The 22,635-nt window shown below is 67.3% G+C and carries 18 protein-coding genes; 4 read left to right on the plus strand and 14 right to left on the minus strand.

Annotated elements, in window-relative coordinates; all coding sequences use genetic code 11:
• Nucleotides 1–31: 31 nt before the first annotated feature.
• The 3 genes from pdxA to G3N62_RS07180 are packed head-to-tail and all read right to left on the minus strand — an operon-like array spanning nucleotide 32 to nucleotide 4,803.
• Complete coding sequence (gene pdxA / locus G3N62_RS07170) at nucleotides 32–1,021, minus strand: 4-hydroxythreonine-4-phosphate dehydrogenase PdxA (protein ID WP_034189017.1); 990 nt, start codon at nucleotides 1,019–1,021, stop codon at nucleotides 32–34.
• A gap of 11 nt (nucleotides 1,022–1,032) precedes the next feature.
• Nucleotides 1,033–2,391: a peptidylprolyl isomerase gene (locus G3N62_RS07175; protein WP_124609661.1), complete on the minus strand. Its 1,359-nt coding sequence runs from the start codon at nucleotides 2,389–2,391 to the stop codon at nucleotides 1,033–1,035.
• Between the two features lie 51 nt (nucleotides 2,392–2,442).
• On the minus strand, nucleotides 2,443–4,803 hold the full coding sequence (locus G3N62_RS07180) for an LPS-assembly protein LptD (protein ID WP_034189015.1): 2,361 nt from the start codon (nucleotides 4,801–4,803) through the stop codon (nucleotides 2,443–2,445).
• A 223-nt stretch (nucleotides 4,804–5,026) separates the two neighbouring features.
• Between G3N62_RS07180 and G3N62_RS07185 the strand changes: the two genes are divergently transcribed.
• Together G3N62_RS07185 and murU are read left to right on the plus strand one after the other, a co-directional pair.
• Nucleotides 5,027–6,076: a phosphotransferase gene (locus G3N62_RS07185; protein WP_059560502.1), complete on the plus strand. Its 1,050-nt coding sequence runs from the start codon at nucleotides 5,027–5,029 to the stop codon at nucleotides 6,074–6,076.
• Nucleotides 6,077–6,098: 22 nt separating this feature from the next.
• Nucleotides 6,099–6,818, plus strand: coding sequence for an N-acetylmuramate alpha-1-phosphate uridylyltransferase MurU (murU, locus tag G3N62_RS07190; RefSeq protein WP_069706268.1), 720 nt, complete (start codon nucleotides 6,099–6,101; stop codon nucleotides 6,816–6,818).
• Nucleotides 6,819–6,870: 52 nt separating this feature from the next.
• On the opposite strand, the gene G3N62_RS07195 is transcribed toward murU, so the two are convergent.
• Nucleotides 6,871–8,742 (minus strand): ABC transporter ATP-binding protein/permease, encoded by a 1,872-nt coding sequence (locus G3N62_RS07195; protein WP_059560505.1) that lies wholly within the window; start codon nucleotides 8,740–8,742, stop codon nucleotides 6,871–6,873.
• Nucleotides 8,743–8,915: 173 nt separating this feature from the next.
• Here G3N62_RS07195 and G3N62_RS07200 point away from each other — a divergent pair, with 173 nt between their 5' ends.
• Nucleotides 8,916–9,311 (plus strand): acyl-CoA thioesterase, encoded by a 396-nt coding sequence (locus tag G3N62_RS07200; protein WP_034189011.1) that lies wholly within the window; start codon nucleotides 8,916–8,918, stop codon nucleotides 9,309–9,311.
• A gap of 36 nt (nucleotides 9,312–9,347) precedes the next feature.
• Here the strand turns inward: G3N62_RS07200 and G3N62_RS07205 are convergent, their stop codons facing one another.
• Nucleotides 9,348–9,830: a nitrate reductase associated protein gene (locus G3N62_RS07205; RefSeq protein ID WP_034189010.1), complete on the minus strand. Its 483-nt coding sequence runs from the start codon at nucleotides 9,828–9,830 to the stop codon at nucleotides 9,348–9,350.
• Between the two features lie 114 nt (nucleotides 9,831–9,944).
• Here G3N62_RS07205 and fdhD point away from each other — a divergent pair, with 114 nt between their 5' ends.
• Nucleotides 9,945–10,799, plus strand: a complete 855-nt coding sequence (gene fdhD / locus G3N62_RS07210; RefSeq protein ID WP_124671105.1) for a formate dehydrogenase accessory sulfurtransferase FdhD — start codon at nucleotides 9,945–9,947, stop codon at nucleotides 10,797–10,799.
• Between the two features lie 51 nt (nucleotides 10,800–10,850).
• Here the strand turns inward: fdhD and G3N62_RS07215 are convergent, their stop codons facing one another.
• The 9 genes from G3N62_RS07215 to G3N62_RS07255 all read right to left on the minus strand — a co-directional run bounded on the left by G3N62_RS07215 (nucleotide 10,851) and on the right by G3N62_RS07255 (nucleotide 22,572).
• The gene (locus G3N62_RS07215) at nucleotides 10,851–11,618 is read right to left on the minus strand and encodes an enoyl-CoA hydratase (RefSeq protein WP_034189009.1); all 768 of its coding nucleotides are present in this window, start codon (nucleotides 11,616–11,618) and stop codon (nucleotides 10,851–10,853) included.
• 91 nt (nucleotides 11,619–11,709) lie between these two features.
• A complete protein-coding gene (locus G3N62_RS07220) occupies nucleotides 11,710–12,909 on the minus strand; it encodes an acetyl-CoA C-acyltransferase (protein ID WP_034189008.1) in 1,200 nt (399 codons plus the stop codon).
• Nucleotides 12,910–12,931: 22 nt separating this feature from the next.
• The gene (locus G3N62_RS07225; protein WP_069706266.1) at nucleotides 12,932–15,367 is read right to left on the minus strand and encodes a 3-hydroxyacyl-CoA dehydrogenase/enoyl-CoA hydratase family protein; all 2,436 of its coding nucleotides are present in this window, start codon (nucleotides 15,365–15,367) and stop codon (nucleotides 12,932–12,934) included.
• 113 nt (nucleotides 15,368–15,480) lie between these two features.
• Nucleotides 15,481–17,268 (minus strand): acyl-CoA dehydrogenase C-terminal domain-containing protein, encoded by a 1,788-nt coding sequence (locus tag G3N62_RS07230; protein WP_124671104.1) that lies wholly within the window; start codon nucleotides 17,266–17,268, stop codon nucleotides 15,481–15,483.
• Between the two features lie 58 nt (nucleotides 17,269–17,326).
• Nucleotides 17,327–17,926, minus strand: a complete 600-nt coding sequence (locus G3N62_RS07235) for a TetR/AcrR family transcriptional regulator (protein ID WP_006751498.1) — start codon at nucleotides 17,924–17,926, stop codon at nucleotides 17,327–17,329.
• A gap of 200 nt (nucleotides 17,927–18,126) precedes the next feature.
• On the minus strand, nucleotides 18,127–19,401 hold the full coding sequence (gene clsB / locus G3N62_RS07240; protein ID WP_034189005.1) for a cardiolipin synthase ClsB: 1,275 nt from the start codon (nucleotides 19,399–19,401) through the stop codon (nucleotides 18,127–18,129).
• Nucleotides 19,398–19,892 (minus strand): dihydroneopterin triphosphate diphosphatase, encoded by a 495-nt coding sequence (gene nudB / locus G3N62_RS07245; protein ID WP_124671103.1) that lies wholly within the window; start codon nucleotides 19,890–19,892, stop codon nucleotides 19,398–19,400. The genes clsB and nudB overlap by 4 nt, the downstream gene beginning before the upstream one ends.
• Before the next feature lie 159 nt (nucleotides 19,893–20,051).
• Nucleotides 20,052–21,854: an aspartate--tRNA ligase gene (aspS, locus tag G3N62_RS07250; protein ID WP_034189003.1), complete on the minus strand. Its 1,803-nt coding sequence runs from the start codon at nucleotides 21,852–21,854 to the stop codon at nucleotides 20,052–20,054.
• A gap of 67 nt (nucleotides 21,855–21,921) precedes the next feature.
• Entirely contained in the window at nucleotides 21,922–22,572 is a 651-nt protein-coding gene (locus G3N62_RS07255) for a DUF502 domain-containing protein (protein ID WP_034189002.1), read from the minus strand.
• Between the last annotated feature and the right edge of the window lie 63 nt (nucleotides 22,573–22,635).

Raw genomic sequence — 22,635 nt, forward strand, 5'->3', positions numbered from 1 at the left:
CGAAAAATACGACGAAAGAGGTGAGGCCGCGTCAGGCCGCGCGGCGATGGCGCGCCATCGTGACGGCCGTATCGAGCGCGGCGATCATGCTGCCCGGATCGGCGCGACCCGTGCCGGCCAGATCGAGCGCGGTACCGTGATCGACCGACGTACGGATGATCGGCAGCCCGAGCGTCACGTTGATGCCCTCGCCGAAGGTCGCATACTTCAGCACGGGCAGGCCCTGGTCATGGAACATCGCGAGCACGCAATCGGCATCGGCCAGATGGCGCGGCTGGAACAGCGTGTCGGCCGGATACGGGCCGCGCGCGTCGATGCGCAGCGCGTTCGCACGGGCCAGCGCCGGCGCGATCACGTCGATCTCCTCGCGGCCGAGATAACCGTTCTCGCCCGCGTGCGGGTTCAGGCCCGTCACGAGGATGCGCGGCGCGGCGAGGCCGAAGTCGCGCCGCAGGTCGCGGTCGATGATCGCGAGCGTCTCGACGAGACCGTCGATCGTCAGCGCGGCGGACACATCCTTCAGCGGCAGGTGCGTCGTCGCGAGCGCGACGCGCAGCGGCTTGTCGCCGGTGCCCGCCAGCATCATCACGACGCGCGGCGTATGCGTGCGCTCCGCCAGGTATTCGGTATGGCCGGTAAACGGCACGCCCGCATCGTTGATCGTGCTCTTCTGCAGCGGCGCGGTCACGATCGCGTCGTACCGGCCGGCCAGCGCGCCGTCGATCGCCGCGTCGAGCAGCCCGAGCACGTACCGGCCGTTCGCCGCGTCCAGCGTACCTGCCCGCGCGGGCACGGCCAGCGCGTGGTGCGCAACCGATACCGGTGCGCCGCCGGCCAGCACGGTGCGCTCGGCGCCGACGGCCGCCGCACGCGCGTCGAGCAGCGCCGCATCGCCGAGCACGGTGAAATGCGCGTCGGGCCAGCGCTGCGCGGCGTCACGCAGCGCCTGCACGGTCAGCTCCGGGCCGACCCCCGCGGGTTCGCCGGTCGTGATCGCGATCTGCAGCGCGGGCGTGGTCATCCGAAGCTCGCTCAGTTCGCCGGGGCGACGCCGCCGATCTTGTACTGAACGTACGACGAATCGCGCAGTTCGCGCAGCCAGTCGGCGTAGGCCTGCTCGGCCTTGCGCTGGCCGATCGCCTGGCGGGCGATGTCCATCTGCTGCTGCACCGACCCTTCCGCTTCGCGGCGGTTCAGCACCTGGATCAGGTGGTAACCGTACTCGGTGCGGATCGGCTGGCTGACCTGGCCGTCCTGCAGGCTGTTCATCGCCCGCTCGAATTCCGGCACGGTCTCGCCCGGGCTGATCCAGCCGAGATCGCCGCCCTGCGACGCCGAACCGTCCTGCGAGTAGGTGCGCGCGAACTTCGCGAAATCGCCGCCGGCCTCGATCTGGTTGCGGATGTCGACCAGTTGCTGGCGCGCCTGGCCTTCCGACTTGCCTTCACCGACGCGCAGCAGGATGTGGCGCACGTGCGTCTGGACGATCTTCGGCGCGGCGGCGGTCGCACCCTGGCTCTGGCGGCGGTCGACGAGACGCACGATCTCGAAGCCGTCCGGCACGCGGATCAGCGTCGGGTTGACCTGGCCCGGGCGCAGCTTCGAGGCGGCGTCGACGACGTCGGCCGGCAGCGCGCTCGGCGCCTTGAAACCGAGGTCGCCGCCCTTCTTCGCGTCGTTCGCTTCCGAGTTGTTCTTCGCGAGGCGCTCGAAGTCGGCGCCGGACTTCGCCTGCTGCAGCAGCGCCTCGGCCTTCTTCTGCGCGGCCTCGATGTCGGCCTGCGGCGCGTTGGTCGGCGCCTTGATGAAGATGTGCTGGAAGCGCAGGTCCTGCTGCTGCGACGCGTTCGGCCCGCGCTGGCTCGCGATGTAGTTCGCGACTTCGGCGTCCGACACGGTGATCTTGCCGTCGACCTCGCGCTCGCGCAGCTTCGACAGCATCAGCTCGGTGCGTGCATCGCTCGTGAAGATGCTCCAGGGCACGCCTTGCGCCTCGAGACGCGCACGGTACTGGTCGAGCGTCATCCCGTTCGCCTGCGCGAGACGCTGCAGCGTGGACTGCACGGTCGCGTCGTCGATGCGGATGCCGTCGTCCTTCGCCTTCTGCACCTGGATACGCTCGAGCACCATCTGGTTCAGCACCTGCGCGCGCAGCTGGTCGGTCGGCGGCACGGGCGCGTTCTGCTGCTGCAGCCGGCGGGCGATCAGGCCGGCACGCTGGTCGAGTTCGCGGCCCGTGATCACGTCGTTGTTGACGACCGCGACGACTTCGTCGGCGAGCTGCGCACCTTGCGAACCGAGCGCCTGCGCCGCGGCCGGCGCGGCGGCGAGCAGCGCGGCGGACGCGGCGAGGCTGGACACGACTGCCGCGAAACGAAGGTTTTTCTTCATTGCCACTGAAACTCCATTGAAATCGTGCTGACCGGTGCAGACAAGCCGGCGTTACTCGTAGTTGCTGAAGCGGGACATCGGCGGCGGCGGCGGCGGCAGCGGCGTGTAGCCCGGCACCCCGGCGCGGAATGCCGACACGAGGCCGTTGTCGACGGTCGACAGGCCCTTGAGCGTCAGCTGCATCATGAATCGCGTCGACGAGTTCTGCTGTCCCGACGAATTGATGCCGTTCGCCGCCCGTTGCACCCCGACCCCGAGCGCCCAGCAATCCGCGTCGTATTGTAAGCCGACCAGACCGTCGACCACGCGATCGCCGGCCAGATCATAGTTGAAGCGGCCGATCGCATACAGGCGGCGCGTGAGCGGCCATTGCGCGGACACCAGGAACTGGTTGATCGGCTGGTTGTCGAGCGTGGTGTTCGTGCGCGTGTAGCGATAGCCGACGTTGATCACGCGGCGCTCGCCCGGGCTGTAGCCGAAACCGACGCTCGACTTCACGAGCTGGTTGTTGTTCTGGTTGTACTGGAACGCCGTCTCCGACATGAAGCCCGAGCCGAGCTTCAGCGCGGCGCCGACGATCAGGTCCGAATGGCGCGCCAGCACGGCGCTCTGCCCGGGGTTCAGCGTGACGCGCTGATCGGCGAAGTAGTACTGCTGCGCGATCACGAAACGCGCGCGCTCGTCGCCGGTGCGCGGATCGATGAAGCGCGACGTCAGGCCGGCCGTGATCCGGTTCGCGTCGGCGATCCGGTCGTTGCCGACGAACGTGTTCGGCTGGTAGATCTCCGCGAGGCCGAAATCCGATTCCGCGGTGTCGAACAGCGGCGCGTTCGACTGGTTGCGATACGGCGTGTACACGTAGTACAGGCGCGGCTCGAGGGTCTGGATGAAGTCCTGGCCGAACAGGCGCACCGAACGATCGAAGATCAGGCCCGAATCGAAGGTTACGGTCGGGATCGACTCGGTGAAGCGCTTCGGGTTGTTCGGCGTGGTCGACGACAGGTAGTTCAGGTCGTACGACGCGAAGTGATACTGGACCTTCGGCACGACGAAGTAGCCGGGGCCGTACACGCCGTACGCGATATACGGGTTGAAGACGATGCGGTCGCCTTCGGTCGCGTCGGCCGTCGTGATGCGGAACCGCGAATAATCGGCTTCCGCGCCGAAGTCGAAGCCGCCGACGTTGTACTTCGTGTACTTCACGTTCAACTGCGGCTCGCGGCTGTACGGCGCGATCGACGGCGGCAGCGTCTGCCAGTGCTGGTAGCGCGCGAGCACCGACCACGGACCGTTGTTGTACGTGAGGCCCGCCTCCTGCTGGTACAACGTCTGTGTCCCGTTGATGAACTGGTTCATCGAACCCAGTTGTTCGGGATACGTGTTGTCCGAGACCTTGTTGTAGTAGACGTAGCCGCCGAAACCGCCGCCGAAGTTCTGCTGGTGCTGCCAGTAGATCGCGTAGCGGTTGCGGTGCTCGAGCCGGTCGTCCGGCAGGTAGTTGGCCGTGAAGGTGCCCGAATACGACGGCGACAGGTAGCGGAACGTCGCCTCGGTCATCACGCCGCGCCGCGAGATGATGCGCGGCGTGAGGGTCAGGTCGCGGTTCGGCGCGATGTTGAAGTAGTACGGCAGCGTCAGCTCGAAGCCGTTGCTCGAGTTCACCGAGAACGTCGGCGGCAGCAGGCCGCTGCGCCGCTCGCCCGACAGCGGGAACGTCATCCACGGGCTCGCGAAGATCGGCACGCCCTGGAAGAACAGCACACCGTTGCGCGCGGTGCCTTCGTCGGCGCCCGTATCGAAGTCGAAGCGGCTGCCCTTGATGTACCACGCGGGGTTCGTCGAGCACTGGCACGCGGTGTAGGTGCCGTTGACGAACACCGAGCGCTCGTTGTCGACCATGTCGACGCGCTCGGCGCTGCCCGAGCCGCCCGTCATGTTGAAGTGGTACTTCGGCGCCGTCATGAAGCCCTGGTTCGCCTCGATCTTCAGGTGCGCCTCGGGGCCCGCGAACGACGTACCGCCATTGATCACCTTGACCTGGCCGTACGCATCGGCCATGTCGGTATCCTGATCGTAGTGGAGCGCGTCGGCCTTCACGACGGCGTCGCCGCGCCGCAGCTCGGCGGAGCCCTTGGCGGCAAGGTCCTGCTCGGCGGTGCCGCTCGTGTGGTCGGCGATCACGAAGGCGGCCGGCTTCGCGCCGTCCTTCAGCGGATGATCCTCGAGCTGGGGCGCGAGGCGCAGATCCCACGGCGAGTCGAGCGGCTGCGGCTGCGCGGCCGCACCCGACAGCTGCGCGTACGACACGGCCGGCACGAGGCCGGGCACGGCCAGGAGCGCGAGCGCGAGCCGCCGTTTGCGCGGCGCCCCGTCACCGGGGAAAACATTCGGGAATAGCGGTTTGGGCGGCATCTATCGTTTGGCGAATCGCCCCTTGTCAACCGCGCCTTCACGGCACATGCGCGCACGGCGGGCCGCACCGTCGCACCGCGACTGCGGCTGAGCGCAAACCGGGGAGGCGATCGGGCGGGCGGCGCGACAGGCAGCGGGCCTGCACGGCGGAAGCTGACGCGGGGCGCGTCAAAAAAGTCGTGGGGTATTATATGGCAAGACGTTCCCCCCTCCGCCGAGTTTCATGACGCCCCCATCCGCCGCATCCCAGCCCGACGCCCGCCTCGACGCCCTGACCGCGTGGCTGCAACCGCTCGCCGAGCGCTATGCCCTCGACCTGTCGACCCTCGCGCCCGCGTCGTCGGACGCCAGTTTCCGCCGCTATTTCCGTGTCGCCTCGGCCGCGAGCCCCGGCGGCACGCTGATCGCCGTCGATGCGCCGCCGCCCGAGAAGTGCCGGGAATTCGTCCAGGTTGCGCAGCTGCTCGCCGCGGCCGGCGACCACGTACCGGACGTGCTGGCCCACGATTTCGACGCGGGCTTCATGCTCGTGACGGACCTCGGCCGCACGTCGTACATCTCGGTGCTCGACCCGGCCGACCCGGTCGCCGCGCGGCCGCTGATGCGCGACGCGCTCGACGCGCTGATCCGCTTCCAGCTCACGTCGAAACCCGACGTGCTGCCGCCGTTCGACGAAGCGTTCCTGCGCCGCGAAATGGAGCTGCTGCCCGAATGGTTCGTCGGCCGTCATCTCGGCAAGCCCGTCACCGACGCGATGCGCGGCACGCTCGACCGCACGTTCGCGCTGCTGGTCGCGAGCGCCCATGCGCAGCCGCAGGGTTTCATGCTGCGCGATTTCATGCCGCGCAACCTGATGGTCTGCGAGCCGAATCCGGGGGTGCTCGACTTCCAGGACGCCGTCTACGGGCCGCTGACGTACGACGTCGTGTCGCTGCTGCGCGACGCGTTCGTCAGCTGGGACGAGGAGTTCGAGCTCGACTGCTTCGCGTACTACTGGGAAAAGGCGAAAAAGGCCGGCCTGCCGGTCGATCCCGATTTCGGCGAGTTCTACCGCCAGCTCGAATGGATGGGGCTGCAGCGCCACATCAAGGTTCTCGGCCTGTTCGCGCGCATCAACTACCGCGACGGCAAGCCGCACTACCTGAACGACCTGCCGCGCTTCCTGACCTATGCGCGCAAGGTCGCGCTGCGCTACCGCCCGCTCGTGCCGTTCGCGAAGCTGCTCGACGAGCTCGAGGGCAACGCGCCGGCCGACGTCGGCTATACGTTCTGACCGTCCTCACGCCCAGTCGAACATGAGCACTACCCTGACCACGGCGATGATCTTCGCCGCCGGGCGCGGCGAACGGATGCGCCCGCTGACCGACACCCGCCCGAAACCGCTGCTCGAAGCCGGCGGCAAGCCGCTGATCGTGTGGCAGATCGAGGCGCTCGCACGCGCGGGCATCGAGACGATCGTGATCAACCACGCGTGGCTCGGCGAGCAGATCGAAGCCGCGCTCGGCGACGGTTCGCGCTGGGGCGTGCGGCTCGCGTATTCCGCCGAGGGCGACGCGCTGGAAACGGCCGGCGGCATCGCGCAGGCGCTGCCGCTCATCGAGCGCGACGGGCAGCCGGCCGTGTTCGCGGCGGTCGCGGGCGACGTGTTCTGCGCATTCGACTACCGGACGCTCGCGCCCCGCGCGGCATACATGGCCGCGCTGGCCACGCCGACGATGCACCTCGTCATGGTGCCGAACCCGCCGTTCCATCCGGCCGGCGATTTCGTGCTCCGCGACGACGGCCGGCTGTCGCTCGCTGGCACGCCGCGCGTGACGTTCGGCAGCATCGGCGTGTACGACACGCGGATGTTCCGCGACATCGTGCCCGGCACGCACCGAGCGCTGGCGCCTTACTTCAAGACGACGATCGAGGCCGGACTTGCGACCGGCGAATTGTACGAAGGTATCTGGGAGAACGTCGGCACGCCCGCGCAGCTCGGCGAGCTCGACGCGCGGCTGCGCGCCGCGGGCTGACCGGACGGCGGGCCGCCCCGCACGACAGCGCGTCGTGCAGCGCCGCCCGTTGTTACACGGCCTCGGCCTCCTCGCCGCCGGCCGCCGCGCGCTGCTGCTGCAGCGCCCACATCTGCGCATACAACCCGTCCGCGCGCACCAGTTCGTCGTGCGTGCCGCGCTCGACGATCCGGCCGTGATCCATCACGAGGATCTGCTGCGCGTGCACGACCGTCGACAGCCGGTGCGCGATCACGAGCGTCGTGCGATGCCGCGCGATCTGGTCGAGTTCGTGCTGGATCGCGCGCTCCGAGCGCGAATCGAGCGCCGACGTCGCCTCGTCGAACAGCAGCACCGGCGGATCCTTCAGCAGCGTGCGCGCGATCGCGACGCGCTGCTTCTCGCCGCCCGACAGCTTCAGCCCGCGCTCGCCGACCGGCGTGTCATAGCCCTTCGGCAGGCTTTCGATGAAATCGTGGATGTGCGCGGCGCGCGCCGCCGCGACCACCTCGTCGCGCGTCGCGGTCGGCCGGCCGTACGCGATGTTGTAGTAGATCGAGTCGTTGAACAGCACGGTGTCCTGCGGCACGATCCCGATCGACGCGCGCAGCGAATCCTGCGTGACGTCGCGGATGTCCTGGCCGTCGATCCGGATCGCGCCGCCCGCCTGGCGGTCGAGATCGTAGAAACGGAACAGCAGGCGCGACAGCGTCGATTTCCCCGAACCGCTGTGGCCGACCACCGCGGTCGTCGTGCCCGCATCGATCGTGAACGTCACGTCGTGCAGGATCGGCCGCGCCGGCTCGTACGCGAAGTTCACGTGCTCGAAGCGCACCTGCGCGCCGGCCACCGCGAGCGGCCGCGCATCGGGCCGGTCGGCCACTTCCTTCGCGGCCGACAACAGCCCGAACATCCGGTCCATGTCGGTGAGGCTCTGCTTCAGCTCGCGATACACGACCCCGAGGAAGTTCAGCGGAATGTACAGCTGCAGCATGAACGTGTTGATCAGCACGAGATCGCCGAGCGTCAGCTTGCCCGCGAGCACGCCCTGCGTCGCGCGCCACAGGATGAACACCAGCCCGGTGCCGATGATCGCCTGCTGGCCGAAGTTCAGCACCGACAGCGAGTTCTGCGAGCGGATCGCGGCCTTGCGGTAGCGCTTGAGGTTCTCGTCGTAGCGCTGCGCCTCCCACTCCTCGTTGCCGAAGTACTTCACCGTCTCGTAGTTGATCAGCGAATCGATCGCCCGCGAGTTCGCGCGCGAATCGAGTTCGTTCATCGTGCGGCGGAAATGCGTGCGCCAGTTGGTGACCTTCACGGTAAACACGATGTACGTGACCAGCGCCGCGAACGTCACGTACGCGTAATAGGCCTCGTACTTGACCACGAAGAAGCCGAGTACGAGCCCGACCTCGACGAGCGTCGGGAGGATGCTGTACAGCGAATACGAAATGAGTTGCTGGATGCCGCGCGTGCCGCGTTCGATGTCGCGCGACATGCCGCCCGTCTGGCGTTCGAGATGGAACCGCAGCGACAGCCCGTGCAGGTGCCGGAACACCTGCAGCGCGAGCTGGCGCACCGCGCTTTCGGTGACCTTCGAAAACAGGATCTCGCGCAGCTCGGTGAACAGCGACGTCGACAGCCGCACGAGTGCATACGCGACGACCAGCAGCCCGACGCCACCCGCGAGCACGATGCCGGCCGACTGCTCGGCGCGCCCGAGCGCGGTGATCTGCTGCACGTAGGACAGGTGGTCGACGATGCGCTTCATCACGATCGGCACGCCGAGGTTCGCGACCTTCGCGCCGATCAGGCAGCCGAGCGCGAGCGCGACGCGCCATTTGTAGGTGGCCAGGTACGGCAGCAGCGACCGGATGGTCTGCCAGTCGTTGCGAGGCCCGGTCGAAGCCGGCGCGGGCTCGCCGGAAGCAGGAAATCGGCGCATGGGGGAGTCTCTGTGGCGAGGCACGGCACGTGGTTCGACGGCCGGCTCGCGCGCTTTCTCGTACAATTTGCGAACGTTGTATTGTCGCAGAAGCCGCTTCGCGCCGCTGCCGGCGGCCTCGCCGGCCCGCCTGCGCGCGGCGGCCCATTTATTACAGGATGAAAGCCCCCGCCATGACCGATTCGACCCTCGAACTCCCGCAGAAGCAGCCCGCGCTGCGCGTCGTCCCGCAGCCGCACGACGCGAACGTCCACGGCGACGTGTTCGGCGGATGGATCATGTCGCAGGTCGACATCGCCGGCTCGATCCCCGCGAGCCAGCGCGCGAACGGCCGCGTCGCGACGGTCGCGGTCAACTCGTTCGTGTTCAAGCAGCCGGTGTTCGTCGGCGACCTGCTGAGCTTCTACGCCACCATCATGCGCACCGGCAACACGTCGATCACGGTCGACGTCGAGGTGTACGCGCAGCGCATGCGCCTGATGGGCGAAGTCGTGAAGGTCACCGAAGCGACGCTCACGTACGTCGCGACCGGCACGGACCGCAAGCCGCGGCAACTGCCGCCGCTCTGACCGGCGCGCGCCGCGGCCGCGCGGCGCACGGCCGCGTCAGTGCGTGGCCGTCAGCCCGAACTCCCGCATCGCGGGCAGGAAATCGTGATTCAGCTTCGGCTTGCGCGACAGCTTCACCAGCACGTAGCGCTGGAACGGCGCGAGCCGCTGCCACTGCGCGAGCGCGGGCGCGGTCAGCCCGGCCAGCGCGCTCTGCTGCACGAGCGATTCCGGCACCGCGTCGACGGTGCGCCAGGCCGGCTGCTCGTCCGGCTGGAACCATGACGGTTCCAGATCCGCATGCGTGCGCAGCATTTCGAACAGCGCATGATCGAAGTTGGGCTCGATCGCGGTGTCGTCGTCGGCCGGGAAGCGCGCGAGCAGCTTGCGGTCCTCGAGCGGCAACAATTGCCACTGTTCGAGCGAAATCCGCAGACCGAAGCGGTCGAGATTGAAACGCACGATCATCGGGATGTACGTGAAGTTTTCCGACGAATCGTGTTCGAAGTTGAAGAGCAACGGAGCGTCGCTGAGTCCCATGGTCGTTACCTGACGTGGCGGATGCCGGCGCGGCCGGCCTGCCTGGGGTATTTTAGAACCTCTGCGCGCGGGCGGCGGCACGATTGTCGCCGGCCGTGCCTCGAATCAACGGGAGTGCTCGTGAATCCGACCAAGATCGATCAACCGCGCGACGCACTGCGCGACGAACCGCGCGGCGCGATCGAACTGCCCGTGCGCCGCACGCGCGGCGGCACCGTGGAAACCGCGCACGACCACGTGGGCCAGGAATGGCCGGTCGCGCTGGTGTTCAACGGTATTTCGCACGCGGTGATGATGTGTACGCCGTGCGACCTCGAGGCGTTCGCGGTCGGCTTCGCGATCTCGGAAGGGATCGTCGCGCGCGGCAGCGACATCAAGGACATCGAGGTGATCCTGCACGCCGATGCACCGCTGCCGCATGCGGAAGTGCATCTGGAGGTCGTCCAGCAGGCATTCGCCGCGCTGAAGGACCGGCGCCGCGCGCTCGCCGGGCGCACCGGCTGCGGCGTATGCGGGATCGAAAGCATCGACCTGCTCGACCTCGCGCCGGAGCGCGTGCCCGACACCGGCTTTCTGGCACGCCTCGCGCCCGACGCGCTCGCGCGCGCGGCGCACGGGCTGCCGGCGCACCAGGCGCTCACGAAACTGACCGGCGGCCTGCACGCGGCCGCGTGGTGCGATGCAACAGGCGCGATCCGGATGGCATTCGAGGATGTCGGCCGCCACAACGCGCTCGACAAGCTGATCGGCTCGCTCGTGCTGTCGCGCGCCGACGCCACCGACGGTTTCGTGTTCCTGTCGAGCCGCGCGAGCTACGAGCTGGTGCGCAAGGCCGCGCGAGTGGGCATCCCGCTGGTCGCGACGATCTCCGCGCCGTCGTCGCTCGCGATCGAGATCGCGAAGGCGGCCGGCCTGCGGCTCGTCAGCTTCTGCCGCGAAACCGGCTACGTCGACTACGGCACGGTGTGACCGCAAGCGCGGGCGCGGGCCGGCGATCCGCCGCCGGCACGGCCTGCTCCGTCAATCGAACTGACGAAAATCCGGCTTGCGCTTCTCGAAGAACGCCGTCATCGCCTCGCGCGCTTCCGGCGCGCGCAGCATCGCGGCGAAGTGGCCCGCTTCCTCGGCCATCCGCGCCGACGTCGCCACGCCGCCCGTCTCCTTCAGCAGCGCCTTCGTCACCCGCAGCGACGACGCCGGCAGCGCCGCGAGCTTGGCCGCCTGCTTCGCCGCGAACGCGTCGAGCTCGGCCGCCGGCAGCACGCGGTTGACGATGCCGATCCGGTGCGCTTCCAGCGCGTCGAACGCCTCGCCGAGCAGCAGCTTCTCGGCGGCGATCTGATGGCCGGCCAGGCGCGGCAGCAGCACGCTCGACGCGGCTTCCGGGCACAGCCCGAGCTGCGCGAACGGCAGCGAGAACGTCGCGGTGTCGGCCGCGTAGACCAGATCGCAGTGCAGCAGCATCGTCACGCCGACGCCGATCGCGAGGCCCGGCACCGCGGCCACGATCGGCTTGCTCGCGCTGCTGATCCGCGCGAGAAACTGGAACACCGACGCGGTGTCGTCCTTCGGCGGCGACTTCAGGAAATCCTCGAGATCGTTCCCCGCGCTGAAATTGCCGTCGCTGCCGCGCAGCAGGATCACGCGGATCGCCTTGTCTTCCTGCGCGTCGGCGAGCGCATCGGCCATCGTCTGGTACATCGCCGCCGTCAGCGCGTTCTTCTTCGCCGGGCGCGCGATCGTGATCGTCATCACGCCTTCGGCGCGTTCCACTTGAATTTCGGCCACAACCGTCTCCTTGACTTTCCTCTATCGGAATGAAAAAACGGTGCGCGAGCTCGTGGCCCGCGCACCGTCGTCGCCTTTCGTCGCGTCCCGCTTACAGGCGTTCGATGATGCCCGCGGCGCCCATGCCGGTGCCGACGCACATCGTGACCATCCCGTACTTCAGGTTGCGGCGGCGCAGGCCGTGCACGACGGTCGCCGCGCGGATCGCGCCGGTCGCGCCGAGCGGGTGGCCGAGCGCGATCGCGCCGCCCATCGGGTTGACCTTCGACGGGTCGAGACCGAGATCGCGCATCACCGCCAGCGACTGCGCGGCGAATGCCTCGTTCAGCTCGATCCAGTCGAGATCGTCCTGCTTCAGGCCGGCGGCCTTCAGCGCGGCCGGAATCGCTTCCTTCGGGCCGATCCCCATGATTTCCGGCGGCACGCCGCGCACCGCGAAGCTCACGAAGCGCGCGAGCGGCGTCAGGTTGAATTCCTTCAGCACCTTCTCCGACACGACGAGCAGCGCGCCCGCGCCGTCCGACGTCTGCGAGCTGTTGCCGGCCGTGACCGAACCCTTGTTCGCGAACACCGTGCGCAGCTTCGCGAGGCCTTCGAGCGACGTGTCCGCGCGCGGACCTTCGTCGAGCTTGATCTCGCGCGTCTTCACGTCGACTTCGCCGGTCGCGAGGTTCGGGAAACGCTCGCTGATCGTGTACGCGGCGATCTCGTCGTTGAACTCGCCGGCCTGCTGCGCGGCCAGTGCCTTGCGGTGCGACTCGACCGAGAACGCGTCCTGGTCGTCGCGGCTCACCTTCCACTGCTCGGCGACGCGCTCGGCCGTCAGGCCCATCCCGTACGCGATGCCGAAGTCTTCGCTGCGATCGAAGATGTGCGGCGACATCGACGGCTTGTTGCCCATCATCGGCACCATGCTCATCGATTCGCAGCCGCCCGCGAGCAGCGCGTCCGACTCGCCGACGCGGATGCGGTCGGCCGCCATCGCGAGCGCGGTGATGCCCGACGCGCAGAAGCGGTTGACCGTCACGCCGCCGACCGTCTGCGGCAGGCCCGCGAGCAGCGCGCCCATGCGCGCGACGTTCAGGCCCTGCTCGGCTTCGGGAATCGCGCAGCCGATGATCGCGTCCTCGATCACCTTCGTGTCGAGGCCCGGCACCTGCGCGACCGCCGACCTGATCGCGTGAACCAGCAGCTCGTCGGGGCGCGTGTTCTTGAAGACACCGCGCGGAGCCTTGCCGATCGGGGTGCGGCTGGCGGCGACGATGTATGCGTCTTGCAGTTGTTTGCTCATTTCAGACTCCTTGTCTGCTCGCTCAGTTACGCACCGGCTTGCCGGTCTGCAACATGCCCATGATCCGTTCCTGCGTCTTCTGCGTGCCGAGCAGCTCGACGAACGCGCGGCGCTCCAGCGCGAGCAGCCACTGCTCGTCGACGAGGCTGCCGGCTTCGACGTCGCCGCCGCACACGGCTTCGGCGATGCGGCTCGCGATCAGGTAGTCGTGGTCGCTGATGAAGCGGCCGTCACGCATGTTGACGAGCGATGCCTTGATCGTCGCGATCGCCGAGCGGCCTGCAACCGGCACGTCCTTCGCGCGCAGCGGTGCGCGGTAGCCGGTGGCGGCCAGCGCGCGCGCTTCCTTCTTCGCGGTGTCGAGCAGTTCGAACACGTTGAAGACGATCGTGTCGGACGGCTTCACGTAGCCCATCGCGCGTGCGTCGTGCGCGGACGCCGAGACCTTCGCCATCGCCGCGTTCTCGAACGACTTCGTGACGAACTTCAGGATGTCGGTGGTCGCGTTGGCGGCCGTCGCGGCATCCGCCGCGCGCAGCGCCGCTTCCTTCAGGCCGCCGCCCGCCGGCACCAGGCCGACGCCCACTTCGACGAGACCGATGTAGCTTTCGACGTGCACGACGCGCTTCGCGCTGTGCAGCATCAGCTCGCACCCGCCGCCGAGCGCGATGCCCGATACGGCCGCGACGACCGGCACGTTCGCGTACTTCACGCGCAGCATGCCTTCCTGGAACTTCTTCACGAACGGCTCGATGCCCTTCGCGCCGCCCATCATGAACGCCGGCATCGCCTCCTCGAGGTTCGCGCCGGCCGAGAACGGGCCGCCCGGCGTGCCGAGCTTCAGCGACGTCGGCTGCCAGATCACCACGCCCTTGTAGTCCTTCTCCGCGAGCTCGATCGCCTGCACGAGGCCGTCGATCACGCTCGGTCCGATCGTGTTCATCTTCGACTTGAACGACACGATCACGACGTCGTCCTCACCCGCACGGTCGTCGACCCATGCGCGCACGGCATCGGTCTCGAACAGGGTCTTGCCGTAGGTCTTCGGATCGGCGCCGGCTTCGCCGATGAGCGGCGCGCGGAACACCTGCTTGTCGTAGACCGCGAGGTCCGAACGCGGCACGAAGCGCTTCGCGGCGGGCGCCCACGAGCCTTCGGCCGTGTGCACGCCGCCCTTCTCGGCGACCGGGCCTTCGAGCACCCACGACGGCAGCGGCACGTTTGCCAGCGCCTTGCCGGCCGCGATGTCTTCCTGCACCCACTCGGCGACCTGCTTCCAGCCGGCGGCCTGCCAGCCTTCGAACGGGCCTTCGTTCCAGCCGAAGCCCCAGCGGATCGCGAGGTCGACGTCGCGCGCGTTGTCGGCGATCGATTCGAGATGCACGCCGATGTAGTGGAACACGTCGCGGAAGATCGACCACAGGAACTGCGCATGCGGATGATCCGTTTCGCGCAGCAGCTTCAGGCGTTCCGCCGGCGGACGCTTCAGGATGCGGCCGACGGTTTCGTCCGCCTTCGCGCCCGAGTCGACGTAGGTGCCGGTCTTCGCGTCGAGCACCTTGATCGCCTTGCCTTCCTTCTTGTAGAAGCCGCCGCCCGTCTTCTGGCCGAGCGCGCCCTGCTTCACCAGTTCGGCGAGCACGGCGGGCGTCTGGTAGACCGGGAAGAACGGATCGTCGGCGAGGTTGTCCTGCATCGTCTTGATCACGTGCGCCATCGTGTCGAGGCCGACCACGTCCGCGGTGCGGAACGTCGCCGACTTCGCGCGGCCGAGGCGGCTGCCCGTCAGGTCGTCGACTTCGTCGAAGCGCAGGCCGAACTTCGCGGCCTCGGTGATCACCGCGAGGATCGAGAAGATGCCGACGCGGTTCGCAATGAAGTTCGGCGTGTCCTTCGCGCGCACGACGCCCTTGCCGACGACGCTCGTCAGGAACGTCTCGAGCTGGTCGAGGATCTCCGGGCGCGTGTGCGCGGTCGGGATCAGTTCGACGAGGTGCATGTAGCGCGGCGGGTTGAAGAAGTGCACGCCGCAGAAGCGCGACTTCAGCTCGTCCGAGAACCCTTCGGACAGCTTCGTGATCGACAGGCCCGACGTGTTGGTCGCGAAGATCGCGTTCGGCGCGATGTGCGGCGCGACCTTCTTGTACAGGTCGTGCTTCCAGTCCATCCGCTCGGCGATCGCTTCGATCACGACGTCGCATTCGGCCAGCTTCGCGATGTCGTCCTCGTAGTTCGCCGCTTCGAGGTATTTCGCGTCGTCCTTCACGCCGAACGGCGCGGGCGACAGCTTCTTCAGGTTCTCGATCGCCTTCAGCGCGATCGCGTTTTTCGGGCCTTCCTTGGCCGGCAGGTCGAACAGCAGCACCGGCACGCGCGCGTTGACGAGGTGCGCGGCGATCTGCGCGCCCATCACGCCGGCGCCCAGCACGGCGACCTTGCGAATCAGGAAATTGCTCACGGGATGTCTCCGGATAGTGTCGTGCAGCGCGGGATGTGAGGGCTGCACGACGAAGTGAGTACCAGGAACCGTTGCGTTCGGGCGGCGCGCGGCGCGCCCCGCCCGGACTCGCGTCAGAACAGCGATTCGTCGACTTCCATCAGCGTCTTCGAGCCGGCGCGCGCCGCGCGGATCGTCGACGCCGTCTCGGGCAGCAGGCGCGCGAAGTAGAAGCGGGCCGTCGCGAGCTTCGACTTGTAGAACGGGTCGCCCGACGCTTCGTTGTCGAGCGCGAGGCGTGCCATGCGCGCCCAGAAGTACGAGAACACCAGGTGGCCGACGGTACGCAGGTACGGCACGGCGGCGGCACCGACTTCGTCGGGGTTCTGCATCGCCTTCATGCCGATTTCCATCGTCAGCTTCTGCACCTTGTCACCGATGTCGGCGAGCGGGTTGATGAACTCGGCCATTTCCGGCTTCACGCCTTCGGCTTCCGCGAATTCCGTCACGAGCTTGCCGAACTTCTTCAGCTTCGCGCCCATGTCGCCGAGCACCTTGCGGCCCAGCAGGTCGAGCGACTGGATCGAGTTCGTGCCTTCGTAGATCATGTTGATCCGCGCGTCGCGCACGTACTGCTCCATGCCCCACTCGGAGATGAAGCCGTGGCCGCCGTAGATCTGCATCGCGTGGTTGGTCGACTCGAACGCGTTGTCGGTCAGGAACGCCTTGATGATCGGCGTGAGCAGCGCGACGAGGTCGGCCGCTTCCTTGCGCACCGCTTCGTCGGCGTGCGACAGTTCCTTGTCGATCTGCAGCGCGGACCAGTACGTGAACGCGCGCGCGCCTTCCGCGTAGGCTTTCTGCGTGAGCAGCATGCGGCGCACGTCCGGGTGCACGATGATCGGGTCGGCCGGCTTGTCCGGTGCCTTCGGGCCCGTCAGCGAACGCATCTGCAGGCGTTCCTTCGCGTACGTGAGCGAGTTCTGGTACGCGACTTCCGTGAGGCCGAGGCCCTGCATGCCGACGCCGAGGCGCGCGGCATTCATCATCACGAACATCGCGTTCAAGCCCTTGTTCGGCTCGCCGACCATCCAGCCCTTCGCGCCGTCGAGGTTCATCACGCACGTCGAGTTGCCGTGGATGCCCATCTTGTGCTCGATCGAGCCGCACTTGATGCCGTTGCGCTCGCCCGGCTCGCCCGCCGCGTCGGGGATGAACTTCGGCACGATGAACAGCGAGATCCCCTTCGTGCCTTGCGGCGCGTCCGGCAGGCGCGCGAGCACGAGGTGGACGATGTTCTTCGACATGTCGTGCTCGCCGCTCGAGATGAAGATCTTCGTGCCGCTGATCGAGTACGAGCCGTCGCCGTTCGGTTCGGCCTTGGTGCGCAGGATGCCGAGGTCGGTGCCGCAGTGCGGCTCGGTCAGGCACATCGTGCCCGTCCATTCGCCCGACACGAGCTTCGGCAGGTATTGCTTCTGGAGTTCCGGCGCGCCGTGCGCGTGCAGGCATTCGTACGCGCCGTGCGACAGGCCCGGATACATCGTCCATGCCTGGTTCGCCGAGTTCAGCATTTCGTAGAGCGCGTTGTTCACGAACGCGGGCAGGCCCTGGCCGCCGTAGTCCGGATCGCAGCCGAGCGCCGGCCAGCCGGCCTCGACGTATTGCCGGTAGGCCTCCTTGAAGCCGGTCGGCGTCTTCACGACGCCGTCGCCTTCATACGTGCAGCCTTCGCGGTCGCCGACCTGGTTCAGCGGGAACAGTACCTCGGAGCAGAACTTGCCCGCTTCCTCGAGGACCTGGTTGATCGTGTCGGCGTCGAGGTCCGCATGCTTGGGCATTTGCTTGACTTCGGCTTCGACGTTCAGAAGCTCGTGCAACACGAATTGCATGTCGCGCAGCGGCGCGGCGTACTGTCCCATGACTCTCTCCAAAGGTGGGCAAAACGGCTCGAGCTCCTGGCGGGCGGGTCACGCGCCGCTAACGGCTCTCGCTCTGATACGAAACAATCGTCTTTTCCAGCGCGGCCCACGTGAGGCGCACGGCGTCCGGCGAATGCAGGAAGCGCGCGTCGTGATGCAGGCCGAGCGTGAAGCTGTACAACTCGAAGAGCATCAGGTCCGGATCGGTATCCGCACGCAGATGGCCTTCTTCCTTCGCCTGCGAAATGGCACGCAGCATCGCGGCACGCCAGGCCGTCACGCTCGCGATCAACTGCTCGCGCACGGGGCTGTCAGGCCGGTCGTCGTACTCGACGGCACCGCTGATGTAGATGCATCCCGTCGTTACCTCCTGGATGCGCTTCTCCGTCCAGCGGGCCAGCATCGCCCGAAGGCGCGGCAAGCCTCGCGGCTCGCGCAGGCTCGGAAAGAACACCTCGTTTTCGAAACGATGGTGATACTCGCGGACGACCTCGACCTGCAGGTCCTCGCGCGATCCGAAGTGCGCGAACACACCGCTCTTGCTCATCTGCATGCGCTCGGCCAGCAGGCCGATCGTCAGCCCCTCCAGCCCGTCACGGCTGGCGAGGTCCAAAGCAGCTTCAAGTATCGCGGCACGCGTCTGTTCGCCTTTTCGCATAGCTATTTCTGTAACCGTTCGGGGGTTCGAATAAAATCGAACGGCCGTACTATTATTGAGTGCGGCCGCTCGCGAAACAAGGAAATTATTAGAAACCGGTGTCTAACCGAGCCGCTATTTTGCGCGATTCCGGCGGGACCGGAGCGGCTTTTCCGCACGAACGTGCGGACAGATATTTTGAAGCGAATGCTTAGTCTGCGTCAGTCGTAACCGCCGACCGTCAGCGCCTTCATCACGAGACGATACGCGGTGTACGCGAGCCAGTTCAGCAGACGCTCGAGGCGCGGGCGCGCCGCGAAACGCGCGGCGTCGATTTCCCGGCCATCGGCGAACGCGGCGGCGATCGCGTCGCGCAATTCGTTCGTGACTGCATCGTAGCGCACCAGCACGACGTTCGCTTCATTGTTCAGCATCAGGCTCAGCGCGTCCAGGTTCGACGAGCCGACCGTCGCCCAGTTGTCGTCGATCACGGCGACCTTGCCGTGCAGCATCGTCTTGTCGTATTCGGCCACCCGCACGCCCGCGCGCAGCAGCGCGTGATAGAGGAACGGCACGGCCGTGTCGAGCGCCGCGAACTCCTTGCGGCCGATCAGGATCCGCACGTCGACGCCGCGCCGCGCCGCGCCCGTCAGCGCGCGGCGCAGCTTGCGGCCCGGCATGAAGTACGGATTCGCGAGCAGGATCCGCTGGCGCGCCTGGCCGATCGCCGCGAGATACGCCTTTTCGATCGCGCGGCGGTTCACGACGTTGTCGCGCGCGACGAACGCGACGCTCGGCTCCGTCACGACCCTGAGCGCGCCGGCCTTGATCCACCGGTGGCTGCGCATCCAGCGCCGGAACATGTCGGGAAACGCCTCGCCGCCGTGCAGGCCGGCCGCGTACTGCGCATACGGCTTGTGGCCGAACTGGATCCGGTGCCACTGCAGCTCGAACGCGGCGCGCACGTCGGACACCGCCGGCCCGGCCATCTCGACCGCGAAATCCCAGCGCGGAAACGGCAGCGTCGCGCTGCCCTGCGTGTAGTCGTCGACGATGTTGATGCCGCCGCAGAACGCGGCCGCATGATCGATCACCGCGAGCTTGCGGTGCGTGCGCGAGAAGCCGAAACGGCCGAACAGGAAGCGGTTGTAGATGCAGTGCTCGACACCGGCCTCGGCCCACGTGTCGAACAGCGGCAGGCGCGCGGTGCCGACGCCGTCGGTGATCACGCGCACACGTACGCCGCGCTGCGCCGCGCGGATCAGCGCGTCCGACACCGGCCGGCCGGCCGCGTCGTCGCAGAAGATGTAGGTTTCGAGCATCACCTGCTCGCGCGCCGCATCGATCCGCTCGATCAGCGCGTGGAAGAATTCGCCGCCGGTTTCGCACAGCCGCACGGTATTGCCGGTCGTGAACGCGAGCCGCGATGCGGAGCCGCGTTCCTGCAGGAACATCTGCCGCAATTGCGCGAAGCGCTTGCGGGCCTCCGCCGTCATGCGGACGAGCCGTGCGGCGCGCGCGACAGGGCCACGCGCGCGGGCAGCTGCAGGATCGCCTCGGCGTTCGACGGCGAGAAACAGCGCGCGGCCGCCTCGCGGAACGGCAACCACGCATGGTCGACATGCTCGCGCGGCGACAGCGTGACGTCGATGCGCCCCGGCACGCACAGGCCGAACCAGTGCTCGACGTTGCGCGTGACGCCCGGTGCATAGCGGTGCAGGTATTGCGGATAGATCGCGTATTCGATCCGGTGACGCCAGTCGACGAGCGCGGCGGCCGGCACGCCGGGCGTGCCGACGGCGATGCCGGTTTCCTCGGCCACTTCGCGCGCGGCCGTCACCGCGAGCGGTTCGTCGAGTGCGTCCTTCGAGCCGGTGACCGATTGCCAGAAATCGGGCTGGTCGGCACGCTTGATCACGAGCACATCGAGGTCGGGCGTGTAGATCACGACAAGAACGGATTCGGGGATTTTCGGCGGCTTCGTCATCGTTGTTTCATGCGGCACGGGGCCGTGCGACGGCCATGTGCTCCGAACGTACGGCAAGTGCTGCGACTGTACCGCAAAAAACGAAAAAGGCGCATCGCTGCGCCTTTTTCATCTGCGTCATGTGTGCATGACCGCACACGCGACCGGGTGCCGAACGCGTTATGCCTTCGGCTGCTCCGGCTGGCGCAGGCGGATATGCAGTTCGCGCAGCTGACGCTCGTCGACCGGGCTCGGCGCTTGCGTGAGCAGATCCTGCGCACGCTGCGTCTTCGGGAACGCGATCACGTCGCGGATCGAATCGGCGCCGGCCATCATCGTGACGATGCGGTCGAGACCGAACGCGATACCGCCGTGCGGCGGCGCGCCGTACTGCAGCGCGTCGAGCAGGAAGCCGAACTTCAGTTGCGCTTCTTCCGCGCCGATCTTCAGCGCGCGGAACACCTTGCTCTGCACTTCTTCCTGGTAGATACGCACCGAGCCGCCGCCGATTTCCCAGCCGTTCAGCACCATGTCGTACGCCTTCGCGAGGCAGCGGCCCGGGTCGGTCTCGAGGTACTCGAGGTGCTCGTCCTTCGGGCTGGTGAACGGGTGATGCGCGGCGACGTAGCGGGCGTCTTCGTCGTCGTATTCGAACATCGGGAAGTCGACGACCCACAGCGGCTTCCAGCCGGCCTGGACGAGGCCGTTCGCCTTGCCGAACTCCGAGTGGCCGATCTTCAGGCGCAGCGCGCCGAGGCTGTCGTTGACGACCTTCGCGCGGTCGGCCGCGAAGAAGATGATGTCGCCGTCTTCAGCGCCGGTGCGCTCGAGGATCGCCGCGATCGATGCGTCATGCAGGTTCTTGACGATCGGGCTTTGCAGGCCGTCGCGGCCCTTCGCCTTCTCGTTGACCTTGATCCAGGCGAGGCCCTTCGCGCCGTAGATGCGCACGAATTCCGTGTAGCCGTCGATGTCGCCGCGCGACAGCTCGCCGCCCTTCGGCACGCGCAGCGCCGCGACACGGCCGTCCTTCGCGTTGGCCGGCGTGCTGAACACCTTGAAATCGACGTCCTTCATCGCGTCGGTCAGCTCGGTGAACTCGAGCTGCACGCGCAGGTCCGGCTTGTCCGAACCGAAACGCGCCATCGCTTCCGAATACGGCATCACCGGGAATTTCGCGTCGAGCTCGACGTCGATCGTCGTCTTGAAGATATGACGGATCATGTCTTCGAACAGGTCGCGGATTTCCTGCTCGCCGAGGAACGACGTTTCGCAGTCGATCTGCGTGAATTCCGGCTGACGGTCGGCGCGGAGGTCTTCGTCGCGGAAGCACTTGGTGATCTGGTAGTAACGGTCGAAGTTCGCGACCATCAGCAGCTGCTTGAACAGCTGCGGCGACTGCGGCAGCGCGAAGAACTGGCCCGCGTTCACGCGCGACGGCACGAGGTAGTCGCGTGCGCCTTCCGGCGTGCTCTTCGTCAGCATCGGCGTTTCGATGTCGATGAAGCCCTGCTCGTCGAGGTACTTGCGCGCCTCGATCGCGACGCGGTAGCGCAGGCGCAGGTTGTGCTGCATCTGCGGACGGCGCAGGTCGAGCACGCGGTGCGTGAGGCGGGTCGTTTCCGACAGGTTGTCGTCGTCGAGCTGGAACGGCGGCGTGACCGACGCGTTCAGCACGTTCAGTTCGTGGCACAGCACTTCGATCTTGCCGCTCTTCAGGCCGGCGTTGACCGTGCCTTCCGGACGATTGCGCACGAGGCCCTTGATCTGCACGCAGAACTCGTTGCGCACGCCTTCGGCGGTCGCGAACATCTCGGCGCGATCCGGGTCGCACACCACCTGCACGAGGCCTTCACGATCGCGCAGGTCGATGAAGATCACACCGCCGTGATCGCGGCGGCGCTGCACCCAGCCGCACAGCGACACGGTTTGGCCCAGCAGGTGTTCGGTCACGAGACCGCAGTATTCAGTACGCATCGACATGATGTTTGCTTTCGTTCGGTTTGATCAACGGGCGCCGCAACGCGCGGCCCGGGCGATGATTCTTTACTTACAGCGGCGGCTCGACGGGGCGGCGGGCGGGCGCCGGTACCGGCGCCGGAGGCGCCACGACGCCCATCGAGACGATGTACTTGAGCGCGGCATCGACCGACATGTCGAGTTCGACGACTTCGCTCTTCGGCAGCATCAGGAAGAAGCCGGACGTCGGGTTCGGCGTCGTGGGCACGTACACGCTCACGTACTCTTCCGTCAGATGGTTGACCACGTCGCCGCCGGGTGTACCGGTCAGAAACGCGATCGTATACGAGCCGCGGCGCGGGTATTCGATCAGCAGCGCCTTGCGGAACGCGTTGCCGCTGCTCGACAGCAGCGTGTCCGACACCTGCTTGACGCTCGTGTAGATCGGCCCGACGACCGGGATGTGACGCACGACCGCGTTCCACCACGTGACGAGCTTCTGGCCGATGAAATTCTGCGTGGCCAGCCCGACGACGAAGATGAACGCGATCGTCAGCACCGCGCCGATTCCCGGCAGATGGAAGCCGAGCATCCGCTCGGGCTGCCACGATTCGGGCAGCAGGAGCAGCGTCTGGTCCATCGTGCCGATGATGAGGCCGAGCACCCACAGCGTGATCGCGAGCGGGACGAGGACCAGCAGGCCGGTCAGAAACACCGTTTTCAGGGTCGTCTTTTTCATCATCTGCCGTCAATGAACCGCGCCAGCGGCGCGGGTTGGTCGCGACCCGGCCGGGCCGCGACGGTC

The organism is Burkholderia sp. Tr-20355 (genome assembly GCF_017104685.1).
Classification (GTDB): Bacteria; Pseudomonadota; Gammaproteobacteria; order Burkholderiales; family Burkholderiaceae; genus Burkholderia; species Burkholderia seminalis.